Source organism: Pseudomonas sp. IT-P74 (assembly GCF_949768175.1).
Lineage (GTDB): Bacteria > Pseudomonadota > Gammaproteobacteria > Pseudomonadales > Pseudomonadaceae > Aquipseudomonas.
Map to the genome: position 1 here is coordinate 56,506 of NZ_CATKQD010000015.1, position 26,334 is coordinate 82,839.

The 26,334-nt window shown below is 58.2% G+C and carries 20 protein-coding genes; 5 read left to right on the forward strand and 15 right to left on the reverse strand.

Annotated elements, in window-relative coordinates:
• Window positions 1-50: 50 nt before the first annotated feature.
• The 7 genes from hflX to ACM6J5_RS13045 form a co-directional block, all read right to left on the reverse strand.
• Window positions 51-1,352 (reverse strand): ribosome rescue GTPase HflX, encoded by a 1,302-nt coding sequence (gene hflX / locus ACM6J5_RS13015; RefSeq protein ID WP_008048071.1) that lies wholly within the window; start codon window positions 1,350-1,352, stop codon window positions 51-53.
• A gap of 12 nt (window positions 1,353-1,364) precedes the next feature.
• Window positions 1,365-1,625 carry an RNA chaperone Hfq gene (gene hfq / locus ACM6J5_RS13020; RefSeq protein ID WP_414928642.1) on the reverse strand — a complete coding sequence of 87 codons (261 nt, stop codon included), beginning with the start codon at window positions 1,623-1,625 and terminating at the stop codon, window positions 1,365-1,367.
• A gap of 93 nt (window positions 1,626-1,718) precedes the next feature.
• Window positions 1,719-2,690 (reverse strand): tRNA (adenosine(37)-N6)-dimethylallyltransferase MiaA, encoded by a 972-nt coding sequence (gene miaA, locus ACM6J5_RS13025; protein WP_095943165.1) that lies wholly within the window; start codon window positions 2,688-2,690, stop codon window positions 1,719-1,721.
• A complete protein-coding gene (mutL, locus tag ACM6J5_RS13030) occupies window positions 2,690-4,600 on the reverse strand; it encodes a DNA mismatch repair endonuclease MutL (RefSeq protein WP_414928643.1) in 1,911 nt (636 codons plus the stop codon). The genes miaA and mutL overlap by 1 nt, the downstream gene beginning before the upstream one ends.
• The gene (locus ACM6J5_RS13035; protein ID WP_095943167.1) at window positions 4,597-6,027 is read right to left on the reverse strand and encodes an N-acetylmuramoyl-L-alanine amidase; all 1,431 of its coding nucleotides are present in this window, start codon (window positions 6,025-6,027) and stop codon (window positions 4,597-4,599) included. Before ACM6J5_RS13035 ends, mutL begins: the two co-directional genes overlap by 4 nt.
• The gene (tsaE, locus tag ACM6J5_RS13040) at window positions 6,028-6,498 is read right to left on the reverse strand and encodes a tRNA (adenosine(37)-N6)-threonylcarbamoyltransferase complex ATPase subunit type 1 TsaE (RefSeq protein ID WP_095943168.1); all 471 of its coding nucleotides are present in this window, start codon (window positions 6,496-6,498) and stop codon (window positions 6,028-6,030) included.
• Window positions 6,486-7,985: an NAD(P)H-hydrate dehydratase gene (locus tag ACM6J5_RS13045; protein ID WP_150673209.1), complete on the reverse strand. Its 1,500-nt coding sequence runs from the start codon at window positions 7,983-7,985 to the stop codon at window positions 6,486-6,488. Before ACM6J5_RS13045 ends, tsaE begins: the two co-directional genes overlap by 13 nt.
• A 63-nt stretch (window positions 7,986-8,048) precedes the next feature.
• Here ACM6J5_RS13045 and queG point away from each other — a divergent pair, with 63 nt between their 5' ends.
• Window positions 8,049-9,119, forward strand: a complete 1,071-nt coding sequence (gene queG / locus ACM6J5_RS13050) for a tRNA epoxyqueuosine(34) reductase QueG (RefSeq protein WP_414928644.1) — start codon at window positions 8,049-8,051, stop codon at window positions 9,117-9,119.
• Between the two features lie 31 nt (window positions 9,120-9,150).
• On the opposite strand, the gene ACM6J5_RS13055 is transcribed toward queG, so the two are convergent.
• The 5 genes from ACM6J5_RS13055 to orn all read right to left on the reverse strand — a co-directional run bounded on the left by ACM6J5_RS13055 (window position 9,151) and on the right by orn (window position 20,694).
• Window positions 9,151-14,034 (reverse strand): RHS repeat-associated core domain-containing protein, encoded by a 4,884-nt coding sequence (locus ACM6J5_RS13055; protein WP_414928645.1) that lies wholly within the window; start codon window positions 14,032-14,034, stop codon window positions 9,151-9,153.
• A gap of 43 nt (window positions 14,035-14,077) precedes the next feature.
• Window positions 14,078-15,058 carry a hypothetical protein gene (locus ACM6J5_RS13060; RefSeq protein ID WP_095943172.1) on the reverse strand — a complete coding sequence of 327 codons (981 nt, stop codon included), beginning with the start codon at window positions 15,056-15,058 and terminating at the stop codon, window positions 14,078-14,080.
• A gap of 161 nt (window positions 15,059-15,219) precedes the next feature.
• Window positions 15,220-19,236, reverse strand: a complete 4,017-nt coding sequence (locus ACM6J5_RS13065) for a dermonecrotic toxin domain-containing protein (protein ID WP_150673212.1) — start codon at window positions 19,234-19,236, stop codon at window positions 15,220-15,222.
• 109 nt (window positions 19,237-19,345) lie between these two features.
• Window positions 19,346-19,957: a trimeric intracellular cation channel family protein gene (locus ACM6J5_RS13070; RefSeq protein WP_095943174.1), complete on the reverse strand. Its 612-nt coding sequence runs from the start codon at window positions 19,955-19,957 to the stop codon at window positions 19,346-19,348.
• A 194-nt stretch (window positions 19,958-20,151) separates the two neighbouring features.
• On the reverse strand, window positions 20,152-20,694 hold the full coding sequence (orn, locus tag ACM6J5_RS13075) for an oligoribonuclease (RefSeq protein WP_007995036.1): 543 nt from the start codon (window positions 20,692-20,694) through the stop codon (window positions 20,152-20,154).
• Between the two features lie 106 nt (window positions 20,695-20,800).
• On the opposite strand from orn, the gene rsgA reads away from it, so the two are divergent.
• The 4 genes from rsgA to ACM6J5_RS13095 all read left to right on the forward strand — a co-directional run bounded on the left by rsgA (window position 20,801) and on the right by ACM6J5_RS13095 (window position 23,893).
• The gene (gene rsgA / locus ACM6J5_RS13080) at window positions 20,801-21,832 is read left to right on the forward strand and encodes a small ribosomal subunit biogenesis GTPase RsgA (protein WP_150673213.1); all 1,032 of its coding nucleotides are present in this window, start codon (window positions 20,801-20,803) and stop codon (window positions 21,830-21,832) included.
• 200 nt (window positions 21,833-22,032) lie between these two features.
• Window positions 22,033-22,440, forward strand: coding sequence for a TIR domain-containing protein (locus tag ACM6J5_RS13085; RefSeq protein ID WP_414928646.1), 408 nt, complete (start codon window positions 22,033-22,035; stop codon window positions 22,438-22,440).
• A gap of 2 nt (window positions 22,441-22,442) precedes the next feature.
• A complete protein-coding gene (locus tag ACM6J5_RS13090; RefSeq protein WP_414928647.1) occupies window positions 22,443-23,402 on the forward strand; it encodes a caspase family protein in 960 nt (319 codons plus the stop codon).
• Window positions 23,402-23,893, forward strand: a complete 492-nt coding sequence (locus tag ACM6J5_RS13095; protein WP_095943177.1) for a toll/interleukin-1 receptor domain-containing protein — start codon at window positions 23,402-23,404, stop codon at window positions 23,891-23,893. The genes ACM6J5_RS13090 and ACM6J5_RS13095 overlap by 1 nt, the downstream gene beginning before the upstream one ends.
• Window positions 23,894-23,996: 103 nt before the next feature.
• Here the strand turns inward: ACM6J5_RS13095 and ACM6J5_RS13100 are convergent, their stop codons facing one another.
• The 3 genes from ACM6J5_RS13100 to ACM6J5_RS13110 form a co-directional block, all read right to left on the reverse strand.
• Window positions 23,997-24,266: a PAAR domain-containing protein gene (locus tag ACM6J5_RS13100; protein ID WP_150673215.1), complete on the reverse strand. Its 270-nt coding sequence runs from the start codon at window positions 24,264-24,266 to the stop codon at window positions 23,997-23,999.
• Window positions 24,263-25,942 (reverse strand): DUF2875 family protein, encoded by a 1,680-nt coding sequence (locus ACM6J5_RS13105; protein ID WP_414928648.1) that lies wholly within the window; start codon window positions 25,940-25,942, stop codon window positions 24,263-24,265. The genes ACM6J5_RS13100 and ACM6J5_RS13105 overlap by 4 nt, the downstream gene beginning before the upstream one ends.
• On the reverse strand, window positions 25,939-26,334 hold a 396-nt coding region (locus ACM6J5_RS13110; protein ID WP_414928649.1), incomplete at its 5' end, for a DUF3274 domain-containing protein. The genes ACM6J5_RS13105 and ACM6J5_RS13110, both read right to left, overlap by 4 nt.

Here is a 26,334-nt window from a genome sequence, read left to right on the forward strand (position 1 = left end):
CCAATGCTACAGAATGCCTGTCACCACGGCACAACCGCTTTCTCAGGCTTTTATTGCAAAGTGTGTTGCTCGATGAATTCCATCGGCTGCAATCCTTCGCGGCTTACCAGTCGATTCAACTCGACCCGGGGCAAACGAACGGCCAGCAAACTGATGCCTTCTTCGTCGTGCTCTTCTTTCTGCACCGCGCCAAGTTCGAAGAACTGCGCACGCAGTCGAGCGAATCGTTGCGGCAAGCGCAGGGTACCGACAAACAAATCACTGCCCAATAACTCGGCAATGGCTTGTTCAAGCAATTCCAGACCACTGCCATCGCGCGCCGACAGCCAGACCCGTTGGGGCTTGCCGTTTTCGTCGCGCTGGATTTGTGGCTCAACGCCTTCAAGCAAATCGAGTTTGTTATAGACCTCGAGGATCGGCAAGTCCTGAGCACCAATCTCGCCCAGCACCACCATGACCTGCTCGATCTGCAACATGCGATCGGGCTCGGCCGCATCGATCACGTGCAACAACAGATCGGAGTTGCTCGACTCTTCGAGGGTAGACCGAAATGCTTCGACCAGCTTGTGGGGCAAGTGGCGAATGAAACCCACAGTGTCCGCCAGGACAATCGGCCCCAGATCGTCTATATCCAGACGACGCAAGGTCGGGTCCAGCGTGGCAAACAATTGGTCAGCTGCGTAGACGTCGGATTTCGTCACGTTATTGAAGAGCGTGGACTTACCGGCGTTGGTGTACCCCACCAGCGACACGGTAGGAATATCCGCACGCGATCGGCCACGGCGCGACTGTTCGCGCTGGCTGCGCACTTTCTCCAGCCGCCCCTTGATCTGCCGCAGGCGAACCCGCAGCAAACGGCGGTCGGTTTCCAGCTGGGTTTCACCCGGGCCTCGCATACCGATACCGCCACCTTGGCGCTCAAGGTGAGTCCAGCCACGAACCAGCCGGGTGCTCATGTGGTCAAGCTGGGCCAGTTCGACCTGGAGCTTGCCTTCATGGGTACGGGCGCGCTGGGCGAAAATATCGAGAATCAGACCGGTACGGTCGATCACGCGACACTCGAAAACACGTTCGAGGTTACGTTCCTGACTGGGCGTGAGGATGTGATTGAAAATCACCAGATCGGCCTGTTCGGCTTTGACCAGGTCGCGCAGTTCCTCGACCTTGCCACTGCCAATCAGGGTCTTGGCGGTTGGCCGATGACGCGGCACGTTAAAAAACGCAACGGTCTCGGCACCCGCCGAATTAGCCAATTCCTGAAACTCCTGCGGATCTTCGCGCGCCTCAGGGTCCTGTCCATCCAAGTGAACGAGGATGACTCGCTCACCACCACCGTGGCGCTCAAAGAACAAAGGAGACTCCTATCAGGCGTTACCTGGCTCAGCGTCACCTGCTTCGGCTTCGGTTGCGCTAGGCAGACGAATTGGACGAACCGGCACCACTGTAGAGATCGCGTGTTTGTAGACCATCTGGCTGACGGTGTTTTTCAGCAGGATAACGAACTGGTCGAAAGACTCGATCGTGCCTTGCAGCTTGATACCGTTGACCAGGTAGATGGACACCCCAACTTTCTCTTTACGTAAAGTATTCAAGTAAGGGTCTTGTAGCGAATGCCCTTTTGACATGTGCCGCACTCCTTTAAGGATTCAATATAAAAAATAGGTAATCAGATGGCTTTGGCCGCCACACCCCCAAGGATAGACGGCAATTGCAAGGACTCAGCTCAATATGGAGATGGTCCCAAGGTATTTCAAGGCGCGCGGCAGATTGTCGCAATCCAGACTGTCCAGCCAATGCAGATCAGTCCAACTGCGCAGCCAGGTGAACTGGCGTTTCGCCAACTGGCGCGTGGCAATGATTCCACGCTCCTGCATCTCGGCTGACGTCAGCTTGCCATCCAGGTAGTCCCAGACTTGGCGGTAGCCTACTGCACGTATAGACGGCAACCCGGTATGCAGGTCACCTCTATTACGCAGGGCTACGACCTCGTCAATGAATCCCTGTTCCAACATTAAAGTGAATCTTTGTTTAATTCGCTCGTGCAGTACCTGGCGATTTGCCGGAGCAATGGCCAAGTTCGCGACAGTATAGGGCAATTGTTGCAGTCCCGAAGCGGCTGCTTCAGTACTTTGCACAGATTGTTGCAAACGCAGGGCGGTCATGCTTTGACCGCTGACACGATAAACTTCCAGCGCTCGACTCAATCGCTGAGGATCGTTCGGATGTATTCGCGCTGCGGACTCCGGATCGATCACCGCCAATTGTTCGTGCAAGGCTTGCCAGCCAAGGCGCGCAGCCTCTTCTTCGATTTGCGCGCGGACCTCGGGATCGGCGGCCGGCATATCCGCCAGGCCTTCGACCAAAGCCTTGTAATAGAGCATGGTGCCGCCCACCAGCAGCGGAATTTTTCCGCGCGCGGTGATATCGGCCATGGCCTCCAGGGCGTCACGGCGGAAATCCGCGGCCGAATAGCTCTCGGCCGGGTCGAGAATATCGATCAGACGATGTGGATATTGCGCCAGCAGCTCTTTGGAAGGCTTGGCGGTGCCGATGTCCATGCCACGGTAGACCAGCGCCGAATCGACGCTGATCAACTCGCAAGGCAGGACCTTGGTGAGTTCGATGGCCAGGTCGGTCTTGCCGGCGGCGGTCGGGCCCATCAGGAAAATCGCAGGTGGGAACTGGCTCATCAACGACCGCGCAAGAACAGTTTGTCCAGATCGTCCAGGCCCAGCTGGGTCCAGGTCGGTCGGCCATGGTTGCATTGACCGCTGCGCTCGGTGTTTTCCATGTCACGCAGCAGAGCGTTCATTTCCGGCAAGGCCAAACGCCGATTCGCGCGAACCGCACCGTGACAGGCCATGGTCCCGAGCAATTCGTTCAAGTGCGCCTGAATGCGGTCGCTGGTGCCGAACTCCATCAGATCAGCCAGGACGTCGGCGACCAGCCGGTTGGCTTCGGCCTGCTTGAGCAGTGCCGGGATCTGCCGGATCGCCAGGGTTTCCGGGCCCAGGCGCTGCAATTCAAAGCCCAGGCGCTGGAACCAGGCGACATGTTCCTCGGCGCAATCGGCTTCACGCTGACTGACGGCCAGGGACTCCGGCACCAGCAACGGCTGGCCGCTCAGGCCTTCGCTGGCCATTGCGACCTTGAGGCGTTCGTACATGATCCGCTCGTGGGCGGCGTGCATGTCCACCAGCACCAGGCCCTGGGCGTTTTCCGAAAGAATGTAGATGCCCTTGAGTTGTGCCAGCGCATAACCGAGTGGCGGGATGTCATCCTGCCCGGCCGGCAGCGCGACGGCATTGGCCTCGGGCAACGGCGCAAAAAACTCGCGATAGGCGGCCTGCGCTTCGGCGACAGGCACACCGGACTGCGGACGCGGCGTGTATTGATACTGATAACCCGCGCCAGCCCCCGAACCCGCCGGCGTATTGAACAACGGCTCAGCCTGGGGTTGCTCCAGCAGTGCATTGGCGGCCAGGCGCATTTCGCCCTGGGGCCCGAACTCACCGGCTTCAAGGCCGGTAGGCCGGACGATGGCCGTCGCAACCGGCGCCGCCAGTTGATCGTCGGGGCGCACATCGCCCAAGGCGCGGTGCAAGGTGCCGTAGAGGAAATCGTGAACCATGCGCCCTTCACGGAAGCGCACTTCGTGCTTGGTCGGGTGCACGTTGACGTCCACACCGGTCGGATCGACTTCGAAAAACAGCACGAAGGTCGGGTGCCGACCGTTGAACAACACGTCGCGATAGGCCTGGCGCACCGCGTGGGCCACCAGTTTGTCGCGCACGGCACGACCATTGACGAAGAAATACTGCAAATCGGCCTGGCTGCGGTTAAAGGTCGGCAGGCCGACCCAGCCCCACAGGTGCAGGCCATTGCGCTCGATTTCGATCGGCAGTGCCTGCTCCAGGAAACCCGGACCGCAGATCGCCGCCACGCGTCGGGCACGGGCCGCATCATCATGGGCCTCGTGCAGGCTGAGGATGGTCTTGCCGTTGTGGCGCAGGTGGAACGCCACATCGAAGCGCGCCAGGGCCAGGCGCCTGATCACTTCTTGCAGGTGATCGAATTCGGTTTTTTCGGTCTTGAGAAACTTGCGTCGCGCCGGCGTATTGAAGAACAGGTCGCGCACTTCAACCGAAGTGCCCACCGGGTGGGCCGCAGGCTGCACGCGGGGCGCCATGTCACGGCCCTCGGTCTCGACCTGCCAGGCCTGATCGGCGTCGCGGGTGCGTGAGGTCAGGGTCAGGCGCGCGACGGAGCTGATCGATGCCAGGGCCTCGCCGCGAAACCCCAGGCTCATGACTTGTTCAAGATCTTCCAGATTACGGATCTTGCTGGTGGCGTGACGGGCCAGGGCCAGCGGCAGGTCATCGGCGGAAATGCCGCTGCCATCGTCGCGCACCCGCAGCAGCTTGACGCCGCCCTGCTCCACATCGACGTCGATGCGTTTGGCGCCGGAGTCGAGGCTGTTTTCCAGCAGTTCCTTGATCACCGAAGCCGGGCGCTCGACCACCTCACCCGCGGCAATCTGGTTCGCCAGTCGCGGGCTGAGCAGCTCGATTCGCGCGCCGTTGTTCACGACCTGATTCATTCTTTGGCCGCCAGTTCAGTGCTCGGAATAGTCAGGTGCTGACCGATCTTGAGCTCATCGCTCGACAGGCTGTTGGCGCTGCGCAGGGTCGCGGGCGACACCTGATAGCGCACGGCAATCATCGCCAGGGTCTCGCCCGGGTTGACGCGGTGGTCACGTGGCCCCTGCACAATCTTGCCGGAGTCGCGCAGCCAGGCAATGTAAGTGCCCGGTGGCGGGTTCTGCTGGAAGAACTGACGCACGCCGCTACTGATCGAACGCGCCAGCGCCTGCTGGTGGTTTGATGCGGCAAGCTTCGAGGCTTCGTTGGCGTTGGAGATGAACCCGGTTTCCACCAGGATCGATGGAATATCCGGCGATTTCAGCACCATGAACCCGGCCTGTTCAACCCGTTGCTTGTGCAGCGGTGTCACCCGGCCGATGTTGCTCAGCACCTTCTGGCCAACGTTCAGGCTGGAGGTCAGGGATGCCGTCATCGACAGGTCAAGCAACACGCCGGCGAGCATACGGTCCTTGTCATCGAGGCTGACGTTGCCGGCGCCACCGATCAGGTCGGAACGGTTTTCGCTGTCGGCCAGCCAGCGGGCGGTCTCGGAAGTCGCGCCACGATCGGACAGGGCAAATACCGAGGCACCGAAAGCGGCGGCAGACGGCGCGGCGTCGGCGTGGATCGAGACGAACAGGTCGGCGCCTTTTTTGCGGGCGATTTCGGTACGGCCGCGCAACGGAATGAAGTAGTCGCCGGTACGGGTCAGTTCCGCGCGGAAACCCTTCATGCCGTTGACCTGGCGTTGGGTTTCGCGGGCAATCTGCAATACCACGTCCTTTTCGCGCTGACCGCGAGAGCCGGAAGCACCCGGGTCTTCACCGCCGTGACCGGCATCGATTACCACAACGATATCGCGCTTGCCTGCCGGCGCAGGTGGCAACTTGATTGCAGGTTCCGTCGGCGTGACCGGCACGGCGGGCACCGTGGCGACCGACGGTGTCGGCGCTGGTGGAGGCGCGGCGTCTGCGGCGTTATCGAACAGATCGACCACCAACCGGTTGCCGTACTGGGCGTTCGGCGCCAGGGAGAAGCTTTTCGGCGTCACGGCCTTTTTCAGGTCGATGACCACCCGCAGGTCGGTCGGCGTGCGTTGAGCCGAGCGCATGGCGGTTATCGGCGTATTCGAGGTGTTGACGTTGAGCGGCGCACCGAGGGTTGCGCCATTGATGTCGATGACCAGGCGATCCGGGGCCGTCAAGGTAAAGACGCTGTGTTGCACCGGGCCGGTCAGGTCAAACACCAGTCGTGTGTTGTCCGGTGCCCGCCACAGACGAACACTGTTGACCTTCGAATCGGCCACGGCGTCGACGGTCACCGCCAAAAACAACACCCCTACGGCAGCCACCAACGCGCGAAAGCGCATACCTAACCCCATCATCTATTTGGATTCCAATGCCAAAGCGGCACACCAGGCCTCGCCACGCGAGCCCTGGGATAAAATTTTCAGCGAACGCCCGCTGTCTTGCGGGCTAATGGTAATGGTCAGGTCAGGCTTTGGCAAAAAGCCTGCACCTTTATCGGGCCATTCGATCAGACACAGGGCATCGTCTTCGAAATAGTCACGGATACCGAGGAACTCTAGCTCTTCCGGATCGACCAGACGGTACAAATCGAAATGAAAGGCGCGAATGTCACCGATCTCATAAGGCTCGACCAGGGTGAAGGTCGGGCTTTTGACTGCCCCGACATGTCCCAGGCCGCGGATGATGCCTCGGGACAACGTGGTTTTGCCCATCCCCAGGTTACCCTCGAGGAAGATCAGGCCATGGCCTCGGGTGATTCGGGCAATGCGTGCGCCAAAGTCGCTCATGGCCTGCTCATCGGCCAGGTACAGGGTTACTTCAGACACGGTGCTTGCTCCTCCAACAACTGACGAATGGCTGGGATCAGATCACTGGCCGCCAGCCCACGGCCCGATTTTCCTTGTTGCTCGCCGGCATTGGCGTGCAGCCAGACCGCCAGGCAGGCCGCGTCGAATGGCTCCATGCCCTGGGCCAGCAATGCGCCGAGCAAACCGGCCAGCACGTCGCCCAGACCGGCAGTGGCCATGGCCGGGTGCCCCTGATGACATAGCGCCAGACGCCCGTCGGGATGGGCGATCAGGCTGCCGGCACCCTTGAGGACGACGACCGCTGTATATTTTTTGCTCAAGGCATGGGCTGCGGCGGGACGGTCAGACTGAACATCGGCAGTGCTCACCCCAAGCAAACGTGCCGCCTCCCCCGGATGCGGGGTGATCACGCAATCGCGGGGCAGATCGACGTGCCCGCCAGCCAGTAGATTCAGGGCATCGGCATCCCATACTTGCGGCAAATGCGCATTGGCCGCAGCCGACAGCAGGCTGCGCCCCCACCCTGCCTGGCCCAGACCCGGCCCGACCACCAACACCGATACCTTCTCAAGCATCCCCATCAGTTGATTGGCCGACGACGTGCCCAGCACCATGGCTTCCGGAATTCGAGAAAGCGCTGGCGAAACATGTTCCGGACGGGTGGACAGCGAAACCATACCCGCACCGCTACGCAGAGCACTTTGTGCACTCAGCAAGATTGCCCCACCGTAACCGCGATCACCGCCAATGAGCAGCACATGGCCGAACTTGCCTTTATGGGATGCCGGTGCCCGGGACGCCAGACGCGGCAGGTTACCGATATTCAATCGCCGAGCCGTGAACGCAGTGCCGTCCAGCAACTGCGGATCAGCCTGCAGATCGTTGAACACCAGCTCACCCGTCACATTCGCGGCATCACCGGTGAACAGCCCTACCTTCAAGCCAATGAACGTGACCGTCAGGTCGGCATGCACGGCATGACCAAGGATGCGGCCCGTATCCGCGCACAACCCTGACGGAATATCCACCGCCGCAACCGGCAGCCCGCTGGCATTGATCGCGGCGATGGCGCTGGCATAGGGCTCACGCACATCACCGCTCAGGCCGGTGCCAAGCAAAGCATCCAGCACAATGCCGCGCAATCCGGATTGTGCCGTCCAGGGCTCGATGAGCACGTTTTCGGACACTGCCTCGGCATGGGCCAAGGCCGCATCACCCTGCAACCGTTGCGGATCCCCCACCGCCAGCACCCGCACCGACCAACCGGCACGCCGGGCCAACACGGCCACCAGATACCCGTCGCCTGCGTTGTTGCCATGTCCGGCCAACACGCTCAGTTTGTTCGCTGTCGGCCACTGCCGCACCAGCGCCCGCCACGTCGCCCGCGCCGCGCGCTGCATCAATTCGAAGCCCGCCGTACCGGCGGCGATCAGGCTCGCGTCGAGTGCTCGCACCTGGGCGGCGCTATACAGCGCGTCGGGTAATTCATCTTTAGTGTGCGGCATGCGTCTTCGGGCTCCGATGTCTGGCAGAATTATACGCACCTCAGCTCCGGTTTCTCTCGTCTCATGCCCGCTATTACCACAGACCTGCCCGCCCTCGCCCAATCCATCAAGGACTGGGGCCGAGAGCTGGGCTTCCAGCAAGTCGGCATCAGCGGCCTCGACCTGGCTGAGCATGAGCAGCATCTGGAACGCTGGCTCGAAGCCGGCTACCACGGCGAAATGGACTACATGGGCGCCCACGGCAGCAAACGCTCGCACCCGCAAGAGCTGGTGCCGGGCACTTTGCGCGTGGTTTCGCTGCGCATGGACTACCTGGCCGGCGACACCCAAATGGCGAAAGTGTTGGCCCAATCGGAAAAAGCCTACGTCTCCCGTTATGCCTTGGGCCGTGACTACCACAAGCTGATTCGCAAACGCGTGCAACAACTGGCGGAAAAAATTCAGGCCGAGATCGGACCGTTCGGCTTCCGCGCTTTTGTCGACAGTGCCCCGGTGCTGGAAAAAGCCATCGCCGAACAGGCGGGGCTTGGATGGATCGGCAAAAACACCCTGGTCTTGAATCGCAAGGCCGGCAGTTACTTTTTTCTCGCCGAACTGTTCGTCGACCTGCCGCTACCGGTCGACCCGCCCCACGCCACCGAACATTGCGGCCGTTGCAGTGCCTGCCTCGACATCTGCCCGACCAACGCCTTCGTCGGCCCCTATGTGCTGGACGCCAGACGCTGCATTTCCTACCTGACCATCGAACTCAAAGGCGCGATCCCTGAAGACCTGCGGCCACTGATCGGCAACCGGGTGTTCGGCTGTGATGACTGCCAGATCGTCTGCCCGTGGAACCGCTTCGCCCGGCCGTCCGGTGAAGGCGACTTCAAGCCGCGGCACAATCTGGACAATGCCGGGCTGGCGGAACTGTTCATGTGGGATGAAGAGAAGTTTCTCAGCAACACCGAAGGCTCGCCGCTGCGCCGGACCGGTTACGAAAACTGGTTGCGCAACCTGGCGGTGGGGTTGGGGAATGCGCCTTCAACGATTCCGGTGCTGGAGGCGCTGAAGGCGCGACGGGAGTATCCGTCGGAGCTGGTCAGGGAGCATGTGGAGTGGGCGCTACAGCAGCATGCTCTACGTGCCGTTTAGGCCTATCAACATGAACCCCATGACCAGACTGTTACCATTGAGGATCGTGTGATCCGATCTGCTTGATGACCACCCTCATTTCCGTTCGATACTCCAGGAAAAAAACCCGGTCGAATCCGCCGAGACGCGCATGGATATGGTGTGGTTCGGAGATCAACGCCGGGACCTGCCTGGATCTCCCGCCTGCATTCGCCGCCGCCTGATTGCTCGCCCGGACTTCACTGACAACTCTCGTATAACCGCTGTAACCGGGGTACGGATCATAACTGTTGCCCAGATGGGCTCTTGCGGACTCGTGAGGGCTCAAGCCCTCCTCTACCCCCCTTTTGAAGTCGGCATATTTGCTGCGTGCAACATTGCCGGGTCTTCCGTTCGGGGTGAAATCGTTCCTGCCAACATCATCCACTAACGTCCATCTTTCCGGTCCTGGCGCTTTCGCGGCAGCTTGCGGCGTTCTGCTACCCCCTCGCGCCCCTTTGGCCACCCCCCTTCCTCCACCTGCCAACACCCCCGGCCGATAACCGAATGCCGAGACGTTGGTAGGCGGTGTGGTCAGCAATTTGCTGCCCCACTGGGTGTATGCCTTGGTGGCGGCAAGGCCACCCCCGACGAATGCCCCAAGACCTGTCGCCACACTGATCCAACCCAACACCTCACCTGCCGCCGAGGACGGCATCAGTTCTGTGGCAACCACACCAGCGATGCCGGTCAGGCCGGAAATCGTCCCCAGTCCAAGCGCAAGAATGGCCAATGGCGTTGCAGCGCCAAAAGAGGCAAAACTGGCGACGATTCCCACCACCGCCAGCGCAATGCCCAGAATACTTTGCCAGGAGAAATTCCCTGTGGGATCGACCCGATTGATGGGGTCGCCCAGGCAGTAGGCATACGGATTCAACCCGCCCGCACCGAAAGGACTCAGGCTGTCTGGACCGAGAAAACGCATCAAGGCCGGACTGTAGGCGCGATGTCCATTGCCCAGTAGATACAGCCCTGTCACCGGATCAAGCTGCTCGCCATTGAATCCAGCCAGGCTGAACAACCCGCCTTCCGCCAGACGATGCCCATAGGGGCTGTAAACGATTTCGCTCTGTTCGCTTGCCGTGATTTCGCTCAGAACAGACTGCTGCCGATCGGTACCGGCCAACCTGAACTCCGGGTTTGTCCCCGTTTGATGCCGTCCCAACAGAAGGCCGTCCTGACGCAGACAGGTGATCGCCTCGTTGTCGCACACCTCATTGATGACCCGCCCGTCGCGATAGTAGCGCTGAGTGGATAACTTATCCGCCGATGACAACTGAACAAGTTTGTCCAGGGCGTCATAACCATAACCACGCAAGACAGCGCCTTGCGCACTGGCCACTTGCGTCAGTCGCCCAAAAGCATCGTAGGTCAACCTGCGCGCCTGCTCATCCCGAACCAGTTGGCCATTTGCGTCGTACTCAAGGGTCACCGGCGCCGGGTAGTCCCCATGGCTATGCTTGATGCCGACCAGCCTAGTCGGATCGACCTCGCTGTATGCGCAGGTTGTCAGGTTGCTGCCACCGGGAAATTCGGTTTTCAGCGTCAGGATGTTATCCAGTGCATCGAAAACATAGGTTTGCCGAATGATCTCCTTACCCTGGAAGTCGCGCGGCCGCAGCGATCCTTCGCACTGGTAATCCGTGAGTCGTCCACGTACGTCGTAGGTAAACAACTCGTCGCGAACAACCAGGTCGCCATTTTTCAGGGTTTTTTGGGCCAGCTTGTTGCTCAAGGTGTATCGCGACGCCAGGGTTTGCGTGACGTTCCTGCTGGAGTCAAAACTGCGCAAGACTTCTCGCCCCAAGTCGTCGTAGACCAAACGGGTTATCAGTGAACTGCCGCTATCAGGATCCTGGGCATGGATGCTGACTAACTGCCCCAAGGCGTTGTAGGAAAAATCTGCCTTTACCTCATCTTGCACATGGGTTTCGGGGCGCCCGAAGACGTCGTAGGTCGTCTTGTGTTGTTTACCCAGCACATCGGTATAGGCCAGCAACCGTCCGGCCAGTGAGTAGCTGTATTCGGCCGTGGCCTTTTTCTGGCCTGTCCCGGTTGATGTCTCACGCCGCAACTTGCCGGAGCGACTGTATTCGAAGGTCGATGTCCGGCCCTGCTCACTACAACCGATCAACGCCCCCTGCCTGGCTTCATAGGTGTAATCGGCCTCGAGTGCCGGGCCGGGGAGCGGAGCATTCTCGCCCCCCAAGGCCTCGCGCCGAACCACTTTGCCACCCAGGTCACGCTCATAGGTGTACTTGATACGCTCACCGTTGTGCCTGATTTCGACCACAGGGTGCTTCGAGCCATCGTCATATCGCAAGCCGGTTTCCCGGCCACCCACTTCACTCCGGGTAAGCCTGGCGAGACCATCGAATGTCTGCTTGCCAATGCTTTGCGTCCCCACTTTGATTTCAACGGGTAATGACAGGTGACTGTGGCTGGCGTACCTGGTCTCCACGGTTGTGCCATCGGGCAACACACTGCACAGCAACCGGCCAAAAACATCGTACGTGTATGTCGTGGTGTTTCCCTCGGGATCCGTCTGGCTGACAGCGCGGCCAAGCCCGTCATAGACATGCATCGTCTTGCCCAGGCTTTGCCCCGTGCGGTCGAACACTTCGACACTGACTGGCTTTTCGAAATCATTGAACTGCGTAACCGTTTTGCCAGCGCCTTCGGTCCAGCGCGATAGTTGTCGGGTCACTGGATCATGGTTGTCGTGGTGCTTGAGGCCGTCCTGGGAAAGAGTGGTCTGGATCTGCCCCCAATCATCGAAGACAAAGCTTTGCTTGAGGGGCAGCGCGACACCAGCGAGCCAATCGGTGCGCACTTCTGCGACAAGCTCACCGATCCCGTCGTACTGCGCCGTAAAAACCACTCGCAAAGGTCCATCTGCCGAGGAATCACTGTCCTGCTCCTCGATTGTCACAACGCGCCCGACACCGTCGTAAGTTACCCGCTGCTGCACGCCGCTGGCGTCGGTGTTAAGCAATGATGCGGGTGAGGACTTGGTCGCAGCTGTGCGCAGCGAATGGCGCCGCGCCTGGTATTTTGTCCCTTCGGCAACGGTTTCAGCCAGGGGGCGACCCATGGTGTCATAGACGAAGTCTGTGGCGAGCCCCTCCTGGTTTTTCCCGGACACCAATACCCCACTCAATGCCGAGTAGGTCCTGGAATCTGTCGTTTTTGTTCCATCGAAGCCGGTCAGTACCGTCTGCACGAGCAGATTCGCGGCCTGCACGGTGTAGGAAAACTCGCAATGGGTCGCATGCCCCTGCTGCGTGCGGGTCTGTTTTTTCAGCAGGCCCCGCCGATGAGGTTCATCCGACAGAGCGAAATAAGCCAGATCCGTTTGCAAGTGCAGCGTTTCAACATCCGCTGTCTGCTCACAGAACGCCTCCGCGACAGGCACGACATGTTGCGTCGAGCTTCCAGCCGGCCCCTTCAGCAACTGATAGCGATAGCGAGTGATGGTCACAGGAGCTGGCGCCAGCCCTTTGGGGCTCTCGGCAGGATGGACCGTACGCTGCTTCTCGAAACGGACAAAACCCAAGGGATCGGCGGGGCAACCCTCAGCGCCGGATGCCGCGTAAAACTCGCTGACTGTGGTAACGCCGGAAGGATCGACCTGCTTCAACAAATTACCGAACCTGTCGAACTCCGTTCGCGTCACCTCTTCGCGCTGCTTGCCCGTACCTTCATTCCTGTACAGATCGGTGCGACTCAACGGCAGGCGAAATTGCGCGGGTTGCTCCGTAATACTTTTGCCCGGGAGGAGGTGATACTGCGTCGTTGATGACGTCGTAGCCTGCCCGCGCCGAGTCACCTGCGAGAGCAGCAGATGATATTTGTTGTAAGTCCTTACCGTCGTGGAGCGGAGGGTTGTGCCTTGCATCCGCCGCTCTGTCGAGGTGTAGCAATAGTCCTCCGCTGCCGCACTCAGGCTGTCCTGCTCCTGCGACCAGACAAGCCCATCATCGAACCCGAGAAAGTTATGCGTGGAGAATTCGTACTCCGTCACGATGGCGGGTTGTTTGACCTTCGGGAACACGGTGTGCGAAATCACGTACGGCAACGTCTCGACAGGCGCCCCGGGTGGGAAGGCGTGACCGTCTTCAGCATAACCAATCAACTCACGTGCGCCCAACGCCGAGTTCACCTCAGTCAGGCAAAGAAACCCCTGCTTTTGTTCATAGGCAAATGACCATCGTTCTGCGGTCGGCAGTCTGATCTCGGAAACCTCGCCGTTACTCAGTATCAACGTAAACTGTGCTTCACATTCCGTACCGGGATAGCGAGTGAGGACGACTTTCGCGTCGCTGTAGGTAAGGCTCAGTAAAGCTTGTTCGTTACTTCTGAGCGCAACCAGTACCGGCCGACCCTGGTGCGCGGCGTAGTCCAGATAGATTTCGCCGCCATTGGCTGCGACGATCCGCTTCGGCACTGCGAAGCCAGTCTGATCGAAGTCTTCGAGTTCTTCCCGCAGACCGCTTTTATGCCGCAGTGAATACTGACCTGCGACGGAGCGGGTGACGTTGAAATCCTCCACATGGGGTTCGGTAAATTTGAGCCCATCAACAACCGGCACCGTTTTGTAACTGTCGCCACTGGATAACGACAGCGTATTGTTCACCCGATCATAGTACGACAACGGCAACGACCATCCGGCCCCCAATCCGCTATCAATGGTATTGAGCGGGCTGAACTGAAGCCTGATCTCCGGCGACGGCCCATTCAACGCCAATGAATTGATATTACCCAGCGATAAATTGAACGTGTACAGGCCGGTTCGGGGGTCAACCCCGCCACTCAAAAACTCGGAAAAGTTAAAGGCATTGGAAAAAATAGGCGTATTTGTTTTTTCAGACATACCATCATCCTGATTGATGTGCATCAATGCTCGTTGAATACAAACATTTTTAACTCAACGAGAACAGCTAACCCCTCTCGAGAACAAAATAGTTTGGAAAAACAGAGTTATCAAAACGCAAGCACAAATCATGTCCCGTACCAAAAACATCGTATACGGTAAAATAAAATAAACCTTTTTTACCTACATACTCATCAGCAGTAAAATCCAGAGTCACCCCCTGAACAATGGACAACATGCCTTTTCTATCATTAATTGGAACACGGTATATCTGAGGCCTATTCGATTCACGCCCCGAAGGAAGAACCACGAACAACTCTGCCTCATCAACCCCTCCAACATGGCAGACCGACCTCCACCAGTAAGCATTATCCGAATGATACCCACGACACTCGAACGCCAAATGATTTCTGGAAAACACATTAATGCTCGCATCAATCCGACTTGACCACCCAACCAGCTTTATCTGTTTCCCTTCGACATTCAATCCCAAGTAAAAATGGGTAATCGTCGTCGCAGAAACAGGACTGCTTGCAACTGCACTCAAGTTAAACTTCGCGAAATCATAAACAACCGGAGGTTGTGCCTCGATTGTTACGCTACTGGTTGCGCTGAATCCGGCTGTTGTACCATTGGTACGAATCACTACATCATTCAAGATGACCACGGCACCAATCTGCATATCCAGGGCGACCGAACTGGAAACCCAATAGGTAATCACCCGGGTGTAGGGATCCACGGGTGGTGGTTCGTCCTTCCAGTCCAATGGAATGTTATATAACTCTCGCGAGAAACGGTTGGGAGCGCTGGCCTCCCAGCCATCCCCCAACAACTCTCCGGTCTTGTAGTTGATTAACCTCACCGTCAGATAAACCGACGGCGGCAACATAACCTTCTTGCCGCTCCCATCAACGGCAGCAAGTAACACTTGAACCCGGACCTGCATCCTGCCATTGGCATAAATCGTTTTTGACCGCGCGCCCGTTCCACCGTCAAGTTGTACTTTGAACGTAGTTATCCGTGCCGGCCTGGAATTTTCATCCACCATAAATCGACTCCCTCTTGCGTGATCAAATAATAGCTTGAAGTTATATGAAGGGCCGAACCGAGCGACTTAGACCAGCCCCACACAGATAAAACTACATCAATGATTCACGAGACAGCACACAGAAAAGAGTCAAACCATGTAAACAGCATCCACATCAAAACTCAACCTTGGCCTCCATCGCTCTCCTCACCACTACTGATAGCACTGTCTGCGGAGCCATCTTCAAAGTCACTTGAAAAACTATCTTCCTCGGATGGCAACTCATCAAATCGAATCAAGATCTTTCTATCCAGGCTCGCACGATCAAGATACTCATTAATTCCTGCAATAGTTTCCAACCCCAAGGGATTATCACTGAGATCCACATCAATGGTACGAGTATCCGGAATATCAAAAAATTCGTCCGGCACTTCGATGATGTCATTGGACGTCAAATCAACTCTCGATAAATATTCAAGACCAGACAGACCAGATGGCACTTCAGATAACCCGGCATCATGCAGATAAACGTCACGCAGCCCCTTCATGAATCCCAGATGCGGACTGATCCCCAATGGATTGTCATTGAGACTCAGCAACTTCAGGCTTTCAATGCGTGACAGCCCTTCTGCTGCAGGCTCGGAAAGACGCAAGGCGCAACGGTTAAGCGTCAATGACTCCAGGCGGCGCATCTGAAAAATTTCCATGGGGAAAGTCTCCAGGTTGATCCCCTCCAGTGTAAGAAACTGCAGCCCGGTAAACCCCTTTAGAAAACCATGCCCTTGCAAGGGCTGATGATGGCTTCCCAAGACCAACTCGGTCACATGGCTAAAATCGGCGGACAGTTCCGGCAACTCGCCGATGATGTCGAGGTACAGATAAAAGTGGTAAGGCTCATACGGGCTTGCGGAGGTCTGCTTGCGCGACCAACTGGCTTTGAGTTCTTCCATGAAGGCCTGTCTTTTGCGGACTTGATCCTCGACAGTACCGGCATCCAGTGGCAAACCGGTGAGCGGATGACGCTCGGGGACTGCCTTGACCCAGATCTCCAGCTCATTGACCAGCGTGAGGTACTCGTTTTCCAGGCGGGTGACGGCCTGCAATGGATCCCCGGTCATGCGCTCGCTACGCAAGTCCGCCAGATCCTCTTCAGACAGCGTTGGATAAAGCGCACGCAAGCGTTGCTCGATGGGTCGCGACTCGACCGATTTGAAATCCCCACCGCCCAACAGATAACCGGACCGTCCTACCGCAAGCCCCATGGGCGAACGGGCGTCCGGGCCCACTGGCGGCTGGGCAAACAGTTTTCGCAGCGTAGCGCGCGAGGGTAACGGTTGTTGCTGGATCAATTGTTTCAACTCACTGCCCCGGCTCGAGTAGGACAGCCCCAACGCCGAGCGTTGCCCGTCGGGAAGCGCATGCATCACCGCGCCATAGAGGGTGTCGAATCCATGCAGTTGCACGCCAAAGGCATCATGGGCCTGATACTTGCCGTTCTGTCTGACCAGCACTCCAAGGACAGGCGCCTCGGGACTGCCAACGCTGTCCAGCAATGTGCCGGTGAACTGTTCGCCGCGCACCTCAAGGCGAACATGGGGTGACCAGCCGCTGATTTTTTCGAACATATGCAGTGCGATCCTGTCACTGTCCGGATGACTGACGGCTTCCAGATAGAGGCCCTCACACGCGCGGCTGAGGCGCAGCTCTCGCAAATAAGACAGTGCTTCGTACGCCATTGGTCGGCTTATTCCAAGCCGGTTGTGAATTCGCAAATGCTCGGAAGCGCCGGCATTGCGCCATAGCTCCTTGCAAATGGTTTTGGGCAGCTCGGGAAAAACCCGCCGTAATTGTCGGATTTCCTCTTCGGTGCTGTGTTCGAACGCAAGTTCCCTGGCATTGAACAACTCGGAACGATGCACCTTGGCCCAGTCAGCCATGCGCGCACGCAGTAGCGCGCAGCGAACTTCAATCGCCGGCAGAGAATCGCCAGACGTCGGGTTCACACCCAGCAGCTTTTTCAACGTTGCATCGTCCAATGACTCAACGATGGCTTGCAGGCCCTTGCCATTGCGCAATTGACTTTCAAATATGCGGACCCCATGCATCTGTAGCAATTGAGCCTGCATCTGCGGTTCGACACGCGCATACACCGCAGGATCGGCACTCAACAGTTGGGCACGCAATGTACTGATTCGGTCATCGAGCCTGAACCGCCGAATGCTGTCCTCAAGCAACGCAGGCGGGCGCCGAGAGTGAACATGCAAGTCCCGCAGCACCGCCTCATCGATGCCACTCACTGCAAGAATGCGCCTTGCCGTGATATCGGAAAACTCCGCAACCGAGTGTCCAAGACGCCGGAACAGTTGCGCACCTTGCCACTCCATCGGACGCTCGACTTCATGGGCCCAGGCGCCTTCGCCGTTGTGGGTCAGGCGCGGTCGATAGGCGGTCGGCCGCTCCGGGTGGCGCACGTGGTAGGCGCCGCTGTCAGGGTCGGCAGCCACTTCATAAGTGCGACTTTCAAGCGTGAGGAAAGTCTTGCCAGCGTGATGCTCAAGACCCAGTTCGTCCGTAGCACCTCCCATCGGTAGCGAGACCGATTGCTCGTAAGGCGCAAGGTCAGGATTCCACAAGCGTGTGCGTCCGTCGTGCAGCGTCACCGGCTTGAGCCCCTCGACAAATGCCGAAGGCTTGATCGCCAGCACTCTGCCAACCACAGTCGCCGCCGTTCCGAAAGCCGCCAGTTGCGCCAGGTTTTCGGCGATGCCCAGCAAATGGTCGGCCGCCTCGGCGACCTGCCCCTCGGCCCAATCGAGAATGCCGGTAAAGGTATCGTCCAGCAATTGATAGGCGGTGTAGGCCAGCATCAACTCGCCCGCGAAAGGCACGAACGGCACGGCCACCAAGGTGGCGACCTGAAGAATGATGGACGCCACGTTCTGCAGACTGTCCCAAAACTCCCAGCGAGACTGACGGTCTTCGTCCGCTGTGGGCACAGCGATATTGCGTGCGTCATTGAGGATTTTGTTGAGCGCGCCCTGATACAACCATTGCCACGGATCACTCTGAACCTTATGCATGTGAAATCGCAGTACGGGTTTATCAATTGGCGTATTGCGCCAGGCGGGTCGTGGATCTGCTGGTTGCGGGGGATGCCACTTCACAACGTTCAATTGCTGGTCGAGCGCGGCAAAAAACGCCCCGCGCTGCGCATGATCAATAAACCGTGCAAAAAACCTTTGGTAGACCGGAGAGCGCAGTTGCTCAATCAATGTCGCCCTGAACGCCAGCGTCGACGGATATTCCTTGATCGGGTGCAGTGGATCATCGGGGATGTAAACCAAAAGCGGCTCAACCCAGGCAGAACGCTCCAGATCACCGGCCAGCAGCATGATCCCGGTCAGCCGGGCCGTCATGATCTGCAATTGATAACAATGCATGCCCGGGCTGCGCACCCCATCAAGCAGGCGCAACAGCAAGACCTGTGAATCCGCGCAAATATCCCCTTTCATCCGCGCCAACAACACCGCCGCTCTGAACGCGTCCTTTTGACTGGTTTTTACTCTGTATTCCAGGACGGCCTTGGCTACCGCATCCGTCGGTAACAACATGGCTTCCAATTGCTGTGAGTACTGACCACCGATATCCAGATCGCGGCAAGCCAAAATAAACGCATCAATACCTATCCGCTTATTAAGCGACAGAATACTGAAGTGACCACGAGCATCGGGCTCACTGATAAAACAGGACGCACTGTCAAAATAATTCGCAGCCGACTCCTTCACTTCGAAGTTATGCAACGCTGCATCAAGCAGAGAAAGGGTTTTAACTTTATATCCATTCAAAATTCCCGTTGGCAGGTAGAGCCGCAGAAACGTTCGGGAGACATCCAGTTCAACTCCAAAACGATCTTTCAACGCCTTCTGGAGCAAAGGCTCGGCAAACCGACGGGCATCGGCAAGCGGCTCGAACACTTTATCCAGCCTGGACTGCGACAACCAGGCAGTCTTGACAGCTTGGGCCAGGGCAGCGTGAGAGGCCTTTGAGGCGGTTCTGTACCAATCAGCAACGGCCACAGGCGCTTGTCGCAGCGCCAAGCGTCTGTGAGGTAACGCCTGGATCAGCCAGTTCGGGATTTTTTCTTCGATGAATTGATTACGACTATTACCCGTGCAAGTCTCTGAACATGCGTCAACCATTACTTGTCGCCTATAAACTGAAATGAAAATTCAGCTTATAAAAAGCAACAGTTCATAAAGTGCTAAATAATTACCGCACATTCTCTTGCAGCAACAAGAGCTATAACACTCAATGCTCGTCGTTATAAACAAACTTGGGCATTTCCCAGTGGAAACGGATCGCCAGCAAGCGCAGCAAAAACCCACCGAACAGGGTGATCAGAATCGATTGTTCACCGGGTAATTGCAGGTAGATACACAGCATGTAACACCATGCCGCCGCAAACGAAACACTGGCATAAAGTTCACGCCGGAAAATCAGCGGAATATCGTTGCAGAAAATATCCCGCAGGATGCCGCCGAATACGCCGGTGATCACACCGCTGACCGATGCCACCAACATGCCATGGCCCATTTCCAGGGCGGTGATGCAGCCAATCAGGGTGAACGCCACCAGGCCCATGGCGTCGAGTACCAGGAACAGTGAACGCAGATGCCGCATCCAGCGCGCCGTGAACACCGTGATCATGGCGGCAGCCGTGGTCAGCACCAGGTATTCCGGGTGTTTGACCCAGGTCAGCGGGTAGTGCCCGAGCAGCACATCTCGCACCGAACCGCCGCCCAGCGCCGTGACGCAAGCGATCAGCACTACACCGAACCAGTCCATGCCGCGCCGGCCGGCAGAGAGGGCGCCAGTCATGGCTTCGGTGGTGATGGCGATCAGGTAGAGCATCAGCAGCATAGTGGCGGTCCTTGCAGAAAGGCGCGCAGTCTACTCAGTTCATCCAGGCACCAAAAGAGGGCGCCCGAGATTCGCCTCAGCCATCCAAGGTGACTGAACTGACGTCATCGCGAGCAGGCCCGCTCCCATAGGGGCGGCGCTGTACCTGTGGGAGCGAGCTTGCTCGCGATGGGTCCGGTACGGACGGCCGTGATTCAGAACTTGATGAAATGCTTGCGGTAGTGCTGCAACTCGGCGATCGATTCGCGGATGTCGTCCAGGGCCAGGTGAGTGCTGCCCTTCTTGAAGCTGTCACGCACGTCCGGTGCCCAGCGCGCAGCCAGCTCTTTGAGCGTGGACACGTCGAGGTTGCGGTAGTGGAAATAGCTTTCCAGGGATTTCATGTGGGTATAAAGGAAGCGACGGTCCTGGCAGATGCTGTTGCCGCAGATCGGCGACTTGCCCTTCGGCACCCACTTTTCCAGGAAGGCGATGGTTTCGGCTTCGGCTTCGGCCATGCTGATGCGGCTGTCGCGAACACGCTGGGTCAGCCCGGAACCACCGTGCTGACGGGTGTTCCACTCGTCCATGCCAGCGAGGATTTCGTCGCTGTGGTGAATGGCGATCACCGGGCCTTCGGCCAGGGTGTTCAGGTCACTGTCGGTGACGATGGTGGCCATTTCGATGATGACGTCGGTGTCCGGGTTCAGACCGGTCATTTCCAGGTCGATCCAGATCAGGTTCTGTGGGTTTTGCATGTTTGGCTCCTAGGCAATGCTGCGCAGTTTAGCCTAGGCCGGTAGCCGGGCGTGCTAAACTCGCGGCCGTTTTACCTAATCGCTGCATTCTTTATACGGAACACCCATGGCCAAACGCCAACTCAATCGTCGTCAAAACTGGCGCATCGAAAAGATTCAGGGCGAACGCGCTGCCCGCGCCGCCAAACGCGAGTCCTCGGCTGTCGAGGCGCTTGAGGGCGGCGATCTGGGCCCGGAACAGCATGGCCTGGTGATCGCGCACTTCGGTGTGCAGGTCGAAGTCGAGGCCCGCGACGGCGAACTGGCCGGCCAGGTATTCCGTTGCCACCTGCGCGCCAACCTGCCGGCGCTGGTGACCGGCGATCAGGTGGTCTGGCGCGCCGGCAACCAGGGTATCGGCGTGATCGTGGCGCAACTGCCGCGCAACACCGAGTTGTGTCGTCCGGACAGCCGTGGTCAGCTCAAGCCGGTGGCGGCCAACGTCGACATGATCGTCATCGTGTTTGCACCGCTGCCCGAGCCCCACGCCAACCTGATCGACCGCTATCTGGTCGCAGCCGAGCATGCGGGTATCAAGCCGCTGTTGCTGCTGAACAAATTCGACCTGATCGACGAAAACAACGCCCCGGCACTGAATGCCTTGCTCGCCGTATACCGCACCCTCGGCTATCCGGTGCTGGAAGTGTCGGCGCACCACGGCAACGGCATGGAGCAACTGCAAAAGCAGCTCGACGGACGCATCAGCGTGTTTGTCGGCCAGTCCGGTGTCGGCAAGTCTTCGCTGGTCAACAGCCTGCTGCCAGATGTCGAAACCCGCGTCGGTCCGTTGTCCGAACTGTCCGGCCAGGGCACCCACACCACCACCACCGCGCGGTTGTTCCACTTCCCCGGCGGCGGCGAGTTGATCGACTCCCCGGGTATCCGCGAATTCGGCCTGGGCCACGTCAGCCGCGCCGACGTCGAAGCCGGCTTCATCGAGTTCAACGATCTGCTCGGCACCTGCCGCTTCCGTGACTGCAAGCACGACCGCGAACCCGGTTGCGCCCTGCTCAAGGCCCTTGAAGACGGCCGCGTGCAGCAGCAACGGATGAACAGCTACCGCTCGATCATCGCCAGCCTGCCGGAAAACGGCTACTAAACAGACGTGCCGACCGCCCTGCCTTCAGCGGGGCGGCCGGCGGCTGGATCTTCCCCCCCGCTTAAACATCAGACCTTTCTGTAAGGCATGCGTAAGCCCGCTTGTAGGGCATTTCTCTTTCTGCGCCGCCCCCTTGTGGCCGCCCTGCAATCACCTAAGTTCAAACCCTCTTCGCACTCCTGCGACACCGAGGGACACCCATGCAAACCTACCATCTGTTCATCAGCCACTCGTGGAATTACTCCGACGCCCACGACAATCTCGTGCGCCTGCTCAACGCCAAGCCGGGTTTCGCGTACAAGAACTTTTCGGTACCACCGGACAACCCGATTGTCGGCGCGAAAACCGACAAACAACTTGAGGAGGCCATCGAAAACAAGATCCGCCCGTGTTCGGCGGTATTGATCATGGCCGGGATGTACTCCACCTACAGCAAGTGGATCAACAAGGAAATCGAGATCGCCAAGCGCATGGGCAAGGTGATCATTGCGATCAAGCCGTTCGGCGCCGAACGCATTTCCACGGTGGTACGTGACGCGGCACATGCCGAATGTGCGTGGAACACCAACAGCATCATCGATGCGATTCGCAAGCATACGGCGGTGTAACCATGCGCAAGGGACTGTTTATCGGCATCAACGACTACACCCATGTGTCGCGCCTGAGCGGTTGCAGCAATGACGCCATGGCCATGGCCTCGGTACTGAAGACCGACGCCAATGGCGATCCGAACTTCAAGAACATCGTGCTGACCTCCGCCGAGGACTACCTGAGCCGGGAAAAACTCGAAGACCAGATCCGCGAGCTGTTTGCCGGGGACTGCAATGTCGCGATGCTGTATTTCGCCGGCCACGGCAGCTTCGACACCGACACCGACGAAGGCATGTTGATCCCGCAGGACTACAAGAGCGCCAAGGACGGAATTCGTCTCAGCGACATTCTCAACTGGGCGAGCAAGGCCACGAAGATCAAGAACAAAGTGATCATTCTCGATTGTTGCCAGAGCGGCTCGGCCGGCGAACTGCGCGCCTTGCGAAGTGAAGGCAGCGTGATCGGCGAAGGCATGACCATCCTGACCGCCTGTAAAAAGGAAGAGCCGGCGATGGAGGGCGTGCAGCACGGCGTGTTCACCGGATTGCTGCTCCAGGCTCTGCACGGCGGAGCCGCGAACATCCTGGGCAAGATCACTCCCGGCAGCCTCTACTCGTTTGTCGACAACGCCCTCGATGCCTGGGAACAGCGTCCGGTGTTCAAGACCAACGTTTCGCAATTCATTTCCCTGCGCGAAGTGTCGCCGCTGATCCCCAAGGAAATCCTGCGCAAACTCCCCGAATGGTTTGCCGAAGCGGAGTCGGTGTACCCCCTCTCCCCCAGCTTCGAGCCCACCGAACCCGAGTTCAACCCGGAACAGGGCGAGGTCTTCGCCCAACTGCAAAAGTGCAACCGCCACAGCCTGGTCGAACCGGTGGACGCCGAACACATGTACTACGCCGCCATCCACTCCACCGGCTGCTGCCTCACCGCCCTCGGCGCCTATTACCGCGAACTCGCGATCAAGGGACATTTCTAATGCCAGTGTTTATCAGCTACCGCCACATGGATCGCGCCCACGCGGTCAAAATCAACGCGCGCCTGATCCAGGCCAACATCAAGACCTACCTCGACGTACTGGATGCCGAATCCCAGACCACCGATGACATCACCGGAGTGATCACCCGCAACATCAGCGAATGCACGCACCTGTTGGCGGTGGTGTCGGAGAAAACCGCACTGTCCTGGTGGGTGCCGTTCGAAATCGGCGAGGCGACCATCACCAACCGACGCATCTGCTCGTTCAAGACCGGCCCGACCGAGCTGCCACTGTACCTCGATAAATGGCCCAAGCTGACCAGCGACCGGGACATCGAGTTCTTTATTGATGCCTATCGCAACGAATCGACACTCAAGCGCTCGATGTCACTGGATTCGGTGAACGGTAGCGAGTCGGTGCGTAGCGTTAACAAATCCAATGCGGATCGCTTTCACACCGATCTCAAGGCCCGAGTCATCCGCGGCTTTTAACGTAGAAAACGCCCACAAAAAAGCCGACAGTAATGTCGGCTTTTTTACAACAAACTGAAACCACCAGCCGTCCCGCAACAAAGAGATAACCCGGTGTTTCAGCCTAGACCACCTGCACATTCTGAGCCGTGCCCGCCACAGCATGACAACCGCAGGCCAGGAGATGGCCCTGCAATACGACGGGAATGCCGTTCATTCGCCGGCGCGGATGGCCTTCGACGAAGGCAAACTCGCCCAGATGCAATGGGCAGGTAGCCTTGTCGCCCAACACTGCGGGTGTTTTTCCATTGAGGATGTGTGTGCCTTCGAGCTGGCAGGAGACGACGGTGCCGCCACTGCTGGTGGCATCGCCCAGGCAAATGGGATTGGTCATGGTTTGTCTCCCGGCATACGAAACCTGAACGGGTCGGTGCCGTGGGTTTGCTGGTTCTTCGTTTTACGGGCTTCGTCAGGCGGGCGGACCATTTGCACGGTGACGCTGCCGTCCTCGCCGGTGTACACCACCGCGCTGACACCACCCTCCTGATAGCTGGCAATCGTGGCGAGGTTGATTTCGACCAACGCGCTGCTGACACCGGTATTGCCCAGGCGCCGACCGATGTCGTAGCCCTCGTCGACATTGCCCAACGCCAAGCCGGTTCCATCGCTGTTCAGGCTGTGCAGCGCGAGGGTCAGGGCGACTTCGCCAGCAGTGTTGTCGGTGCTGTCGTAAAATACCCGTGCCGGTTTTTCACCCTCAGGCAGGGTTTCCAGCGCCTGTAGCCAGCCTGCTTGCAGGGCCTTGGCCTGTAACGCGGGCTTGAGCAGTTTGCCGTTATCGTCATGCATCGAGACTTTGATCGGGCGGTGCAGGTAGCCCAGGACCGGGGCTTTATCGAACTCTTTGACTTGATGCTCGGCCCAGCGCACCGGTAGCCATGCAGAGGGTTCGAAATGGCCGGGGCCTCGGTTGCTCAGGGTTTGCCAGAGGGTGGGGAGTTGGGATTGCCAGTAGGTGGAGGACATGGTGGTGATAGGACGAATATGACCTGTCCTGCCTTTGGCACGCTCACTTTCTTTATACCAATCCAGAAATGCATCATCGCGACTCCAGTAGAACGCCCACAACTTGCCCATGTCGGTGTTTGTGTTCTGGTTGTCCTCCGAATCCTGTGTGGCAAAGGGGCGGATGTAACGGTCTACCCGATCCGAACGGGTGAGCAGCAGACCTGTCGTGCTTCCGAAAATAGTCGGAACGGCCTGGACGCTTTGCAAGCCGGGTGTACCATGCTTTCGGTACAAGTTTCGGGACACATCGCCATCTTTGCTAACGATCAGTGCCTGGGGCACCTGTGGATTGTCGTCAAAAAACTCGAACAAGCGCTCGATCATGCTCTGGGCATGGGTGGTATTGTCCGCGTCCTGCCAGAGGAACAGCGTGACACCCAAGGTAGCGGCATTGCGTCCACTAAGAATAGTGTTTGGGGCTCCGGCGTCCTCAGGCTGTTTGGGTGGTGCTATCGCAAACACCGGAATTGGCCAGTAGGCCACGGAGTCACTGGCTGAATACTGAAAAGCAGCCCGTGTACTGAGACGACTGGAATTTTCTCGGGATGTTAATGAGGCTTTGTAATCCTTAACGTCCTTCGAAAAAATCGAAGCAAAGTTGTCTGCCTTTTTCTCGACTTGTTGCCACACCGATGATTGATACCAGCCTTGCACCGCGAGCCCCAGCCCCCGTATTTCCAACGCATAGGTGCGCTCTTGGATAGCGACTTGCTCGGCTCTTTCGGCCATGATTTTTGTTTTGTAGGCCTCAAGCTCTGCGTCTTGGTAGGCCTCGGCCTTGCCGAGCCAGTGGCAGCTGTAAATCAATGCCAGCGTGCCAAAAATACTCGCGACTCCCCAACGCATAACGGCTCCCATGTCCCTGAGCTCCCTGTTTTCAGCCTGTGCTGTGTAGATGATGAACAGTAAAAAACCGAGCCAAGTGGCTATCATTATCCCGGCCGCCCAGAGATAACCCTTCAGGCGCGGTCGCTGTGATTTGTCGTGTCGGCGATCCCTCAAGGTGTTACTCCTTTTCCCAATGAGGCGACCACCAGTTGCGGCGGAGTCAGCGAGACCAGTTCGGTTGCAGGAAATTTTCCCTGGTCGTAATACAGATAGCTGGCCTCGACCAGCGCTTTAGTCCCTGCACTAAGCCGTGACCAACCTTCCATTTTCATGACTTTATCGAATCGCTCGTCATCCATCTTCCAATCCGCAACCGCCACCAACACCTCCCGCATAACCGGGTCATCCAGACACCTGGCTTGCCCAATCGCAATATCCATCGCCGTCACCCAGCGATGGTTCTCCGGGCTACGCAATACGGCCGAGTGATAGCTGTTGTCAGTCCATTCCTTCTGATCAACCTGCATGCGCGCACGGATTTCGTTAGGGGTTTCCTCGCGGTAGAC

Excerpts from the sequence above, each read along its gene's own strand:
- orn (WP_007995036.1), bottom strand. The coding sequence starts at position 20,694 with ATGCAAAACCCACAGAACCTGATCTGGATCGACCTGGAAATGACCGGT.
- ACM6J5_RS13070 (WP_095943174.1), bottom strand. The coding sequence starts at position 19,957 with ATGCTGCTGATGCTCTACCTGATCGCCATCACCACCGAAGCCATGACT.
- ACM6J5_RS13095 (WP_095943177.1), top strand. The coding sequence starts at position 23,402 with ATGCCAGTGTTTATCAGCTACCGCCACATGGATCGCGCCCACGCGGTC.
- ACM6J5_RS13065 (WP_150673212.1), bottom strand. The coding sequence starts at position 19,236 with ATGGTTGACGCATGTTCAGAGACTTGCACGGGTAATAGTCGTAATCAA.
- queG (WP_414928644.1), top strand. The coding sequence starts at position 8,049 with ATGCCCGCTATTACCACAGACCTGCCCGCCCTCGCCCAATCCATCAAG.
- ACM6J5_RS13100 (WP_150673215.1), bottom strand. The coding sequence starts at position 24,266 with ATGACCAATCCCATTTGCCTGGGCGATGCCACCAGCAGTGGCGGCACC.
- ACM6J5_RS13085 (WP_414928646.1), top strand. The coding sequence starts at position 22,033 with ATGCAAACCTACCATCTGTTCATCAGCCACTCGTGGAATTACTCCGAC.
- ACM6J5_RS13045 (WP_150673209.1), bottom strand. The coding sequence starts at position 7,985 with ATGCCGCACACTAAAGATGAATTACCCGACGCGCTGTATAGCGCCGCC.
- hfq (WP_414928642.1), bottom strand. The coding sequence starts at position 1,625 with ATGTCAAAAGGGCATTCGCTACAAGACCCTTACTTGAATACTTTACGT.
- ACM6J5_RS13090 (WP_414928647.1), top strand. The coding sequence starts at position 22,443 with ATGCGCAAGGGACTGTTTATCGGCATCAACGACTACACCCATGTGTCG.
- ACM6J5_RS13060 (WP_095943172.1), bottom strand. The coding sequence starts at position 15,058 with ATGGTGGATGAAAATTCCAGGCCGGCACGGATAACTACGTTCAAAGTA.
- rsgA (WP_150673213.1), top strand. The coding sequence starts at position 20,801 with ATGGCCAAACGCCAACTCAATCGTCGTCAAAACTGGCGCATCGAAAAG.
- ACM6J5_RS13055 (WP_414928645.1), bottom strand. The coding sequence starts at position 14,034 with ATGCACATCAATCAGGATGATGGTATGTCTGAAAAAACAAATACGCCT.
- ACM6J5_RS13035 (WP_095943167.1), bottom strand. The coding sequence starts at position 6,027 with ATGATGGGGTTAGGTATGCGCTTTCGCGCGTTGGTGGCTGCCGTAGGG.
- mutL (WP_414928643.1), bottom strand. The coding sequence starts at position 4,600 with ATGAATCAGGTCGTGAACAACGGCGCGCGAATCGAGCTGCTCAGCCCG.
- miaA (WP_095943165.1), bottom strand. The coding sequence starts at position 2,690 with ATGAGCCAGTTCCCACCTGCGATTTTCCTGATGGGCCCGACCGCCGCC.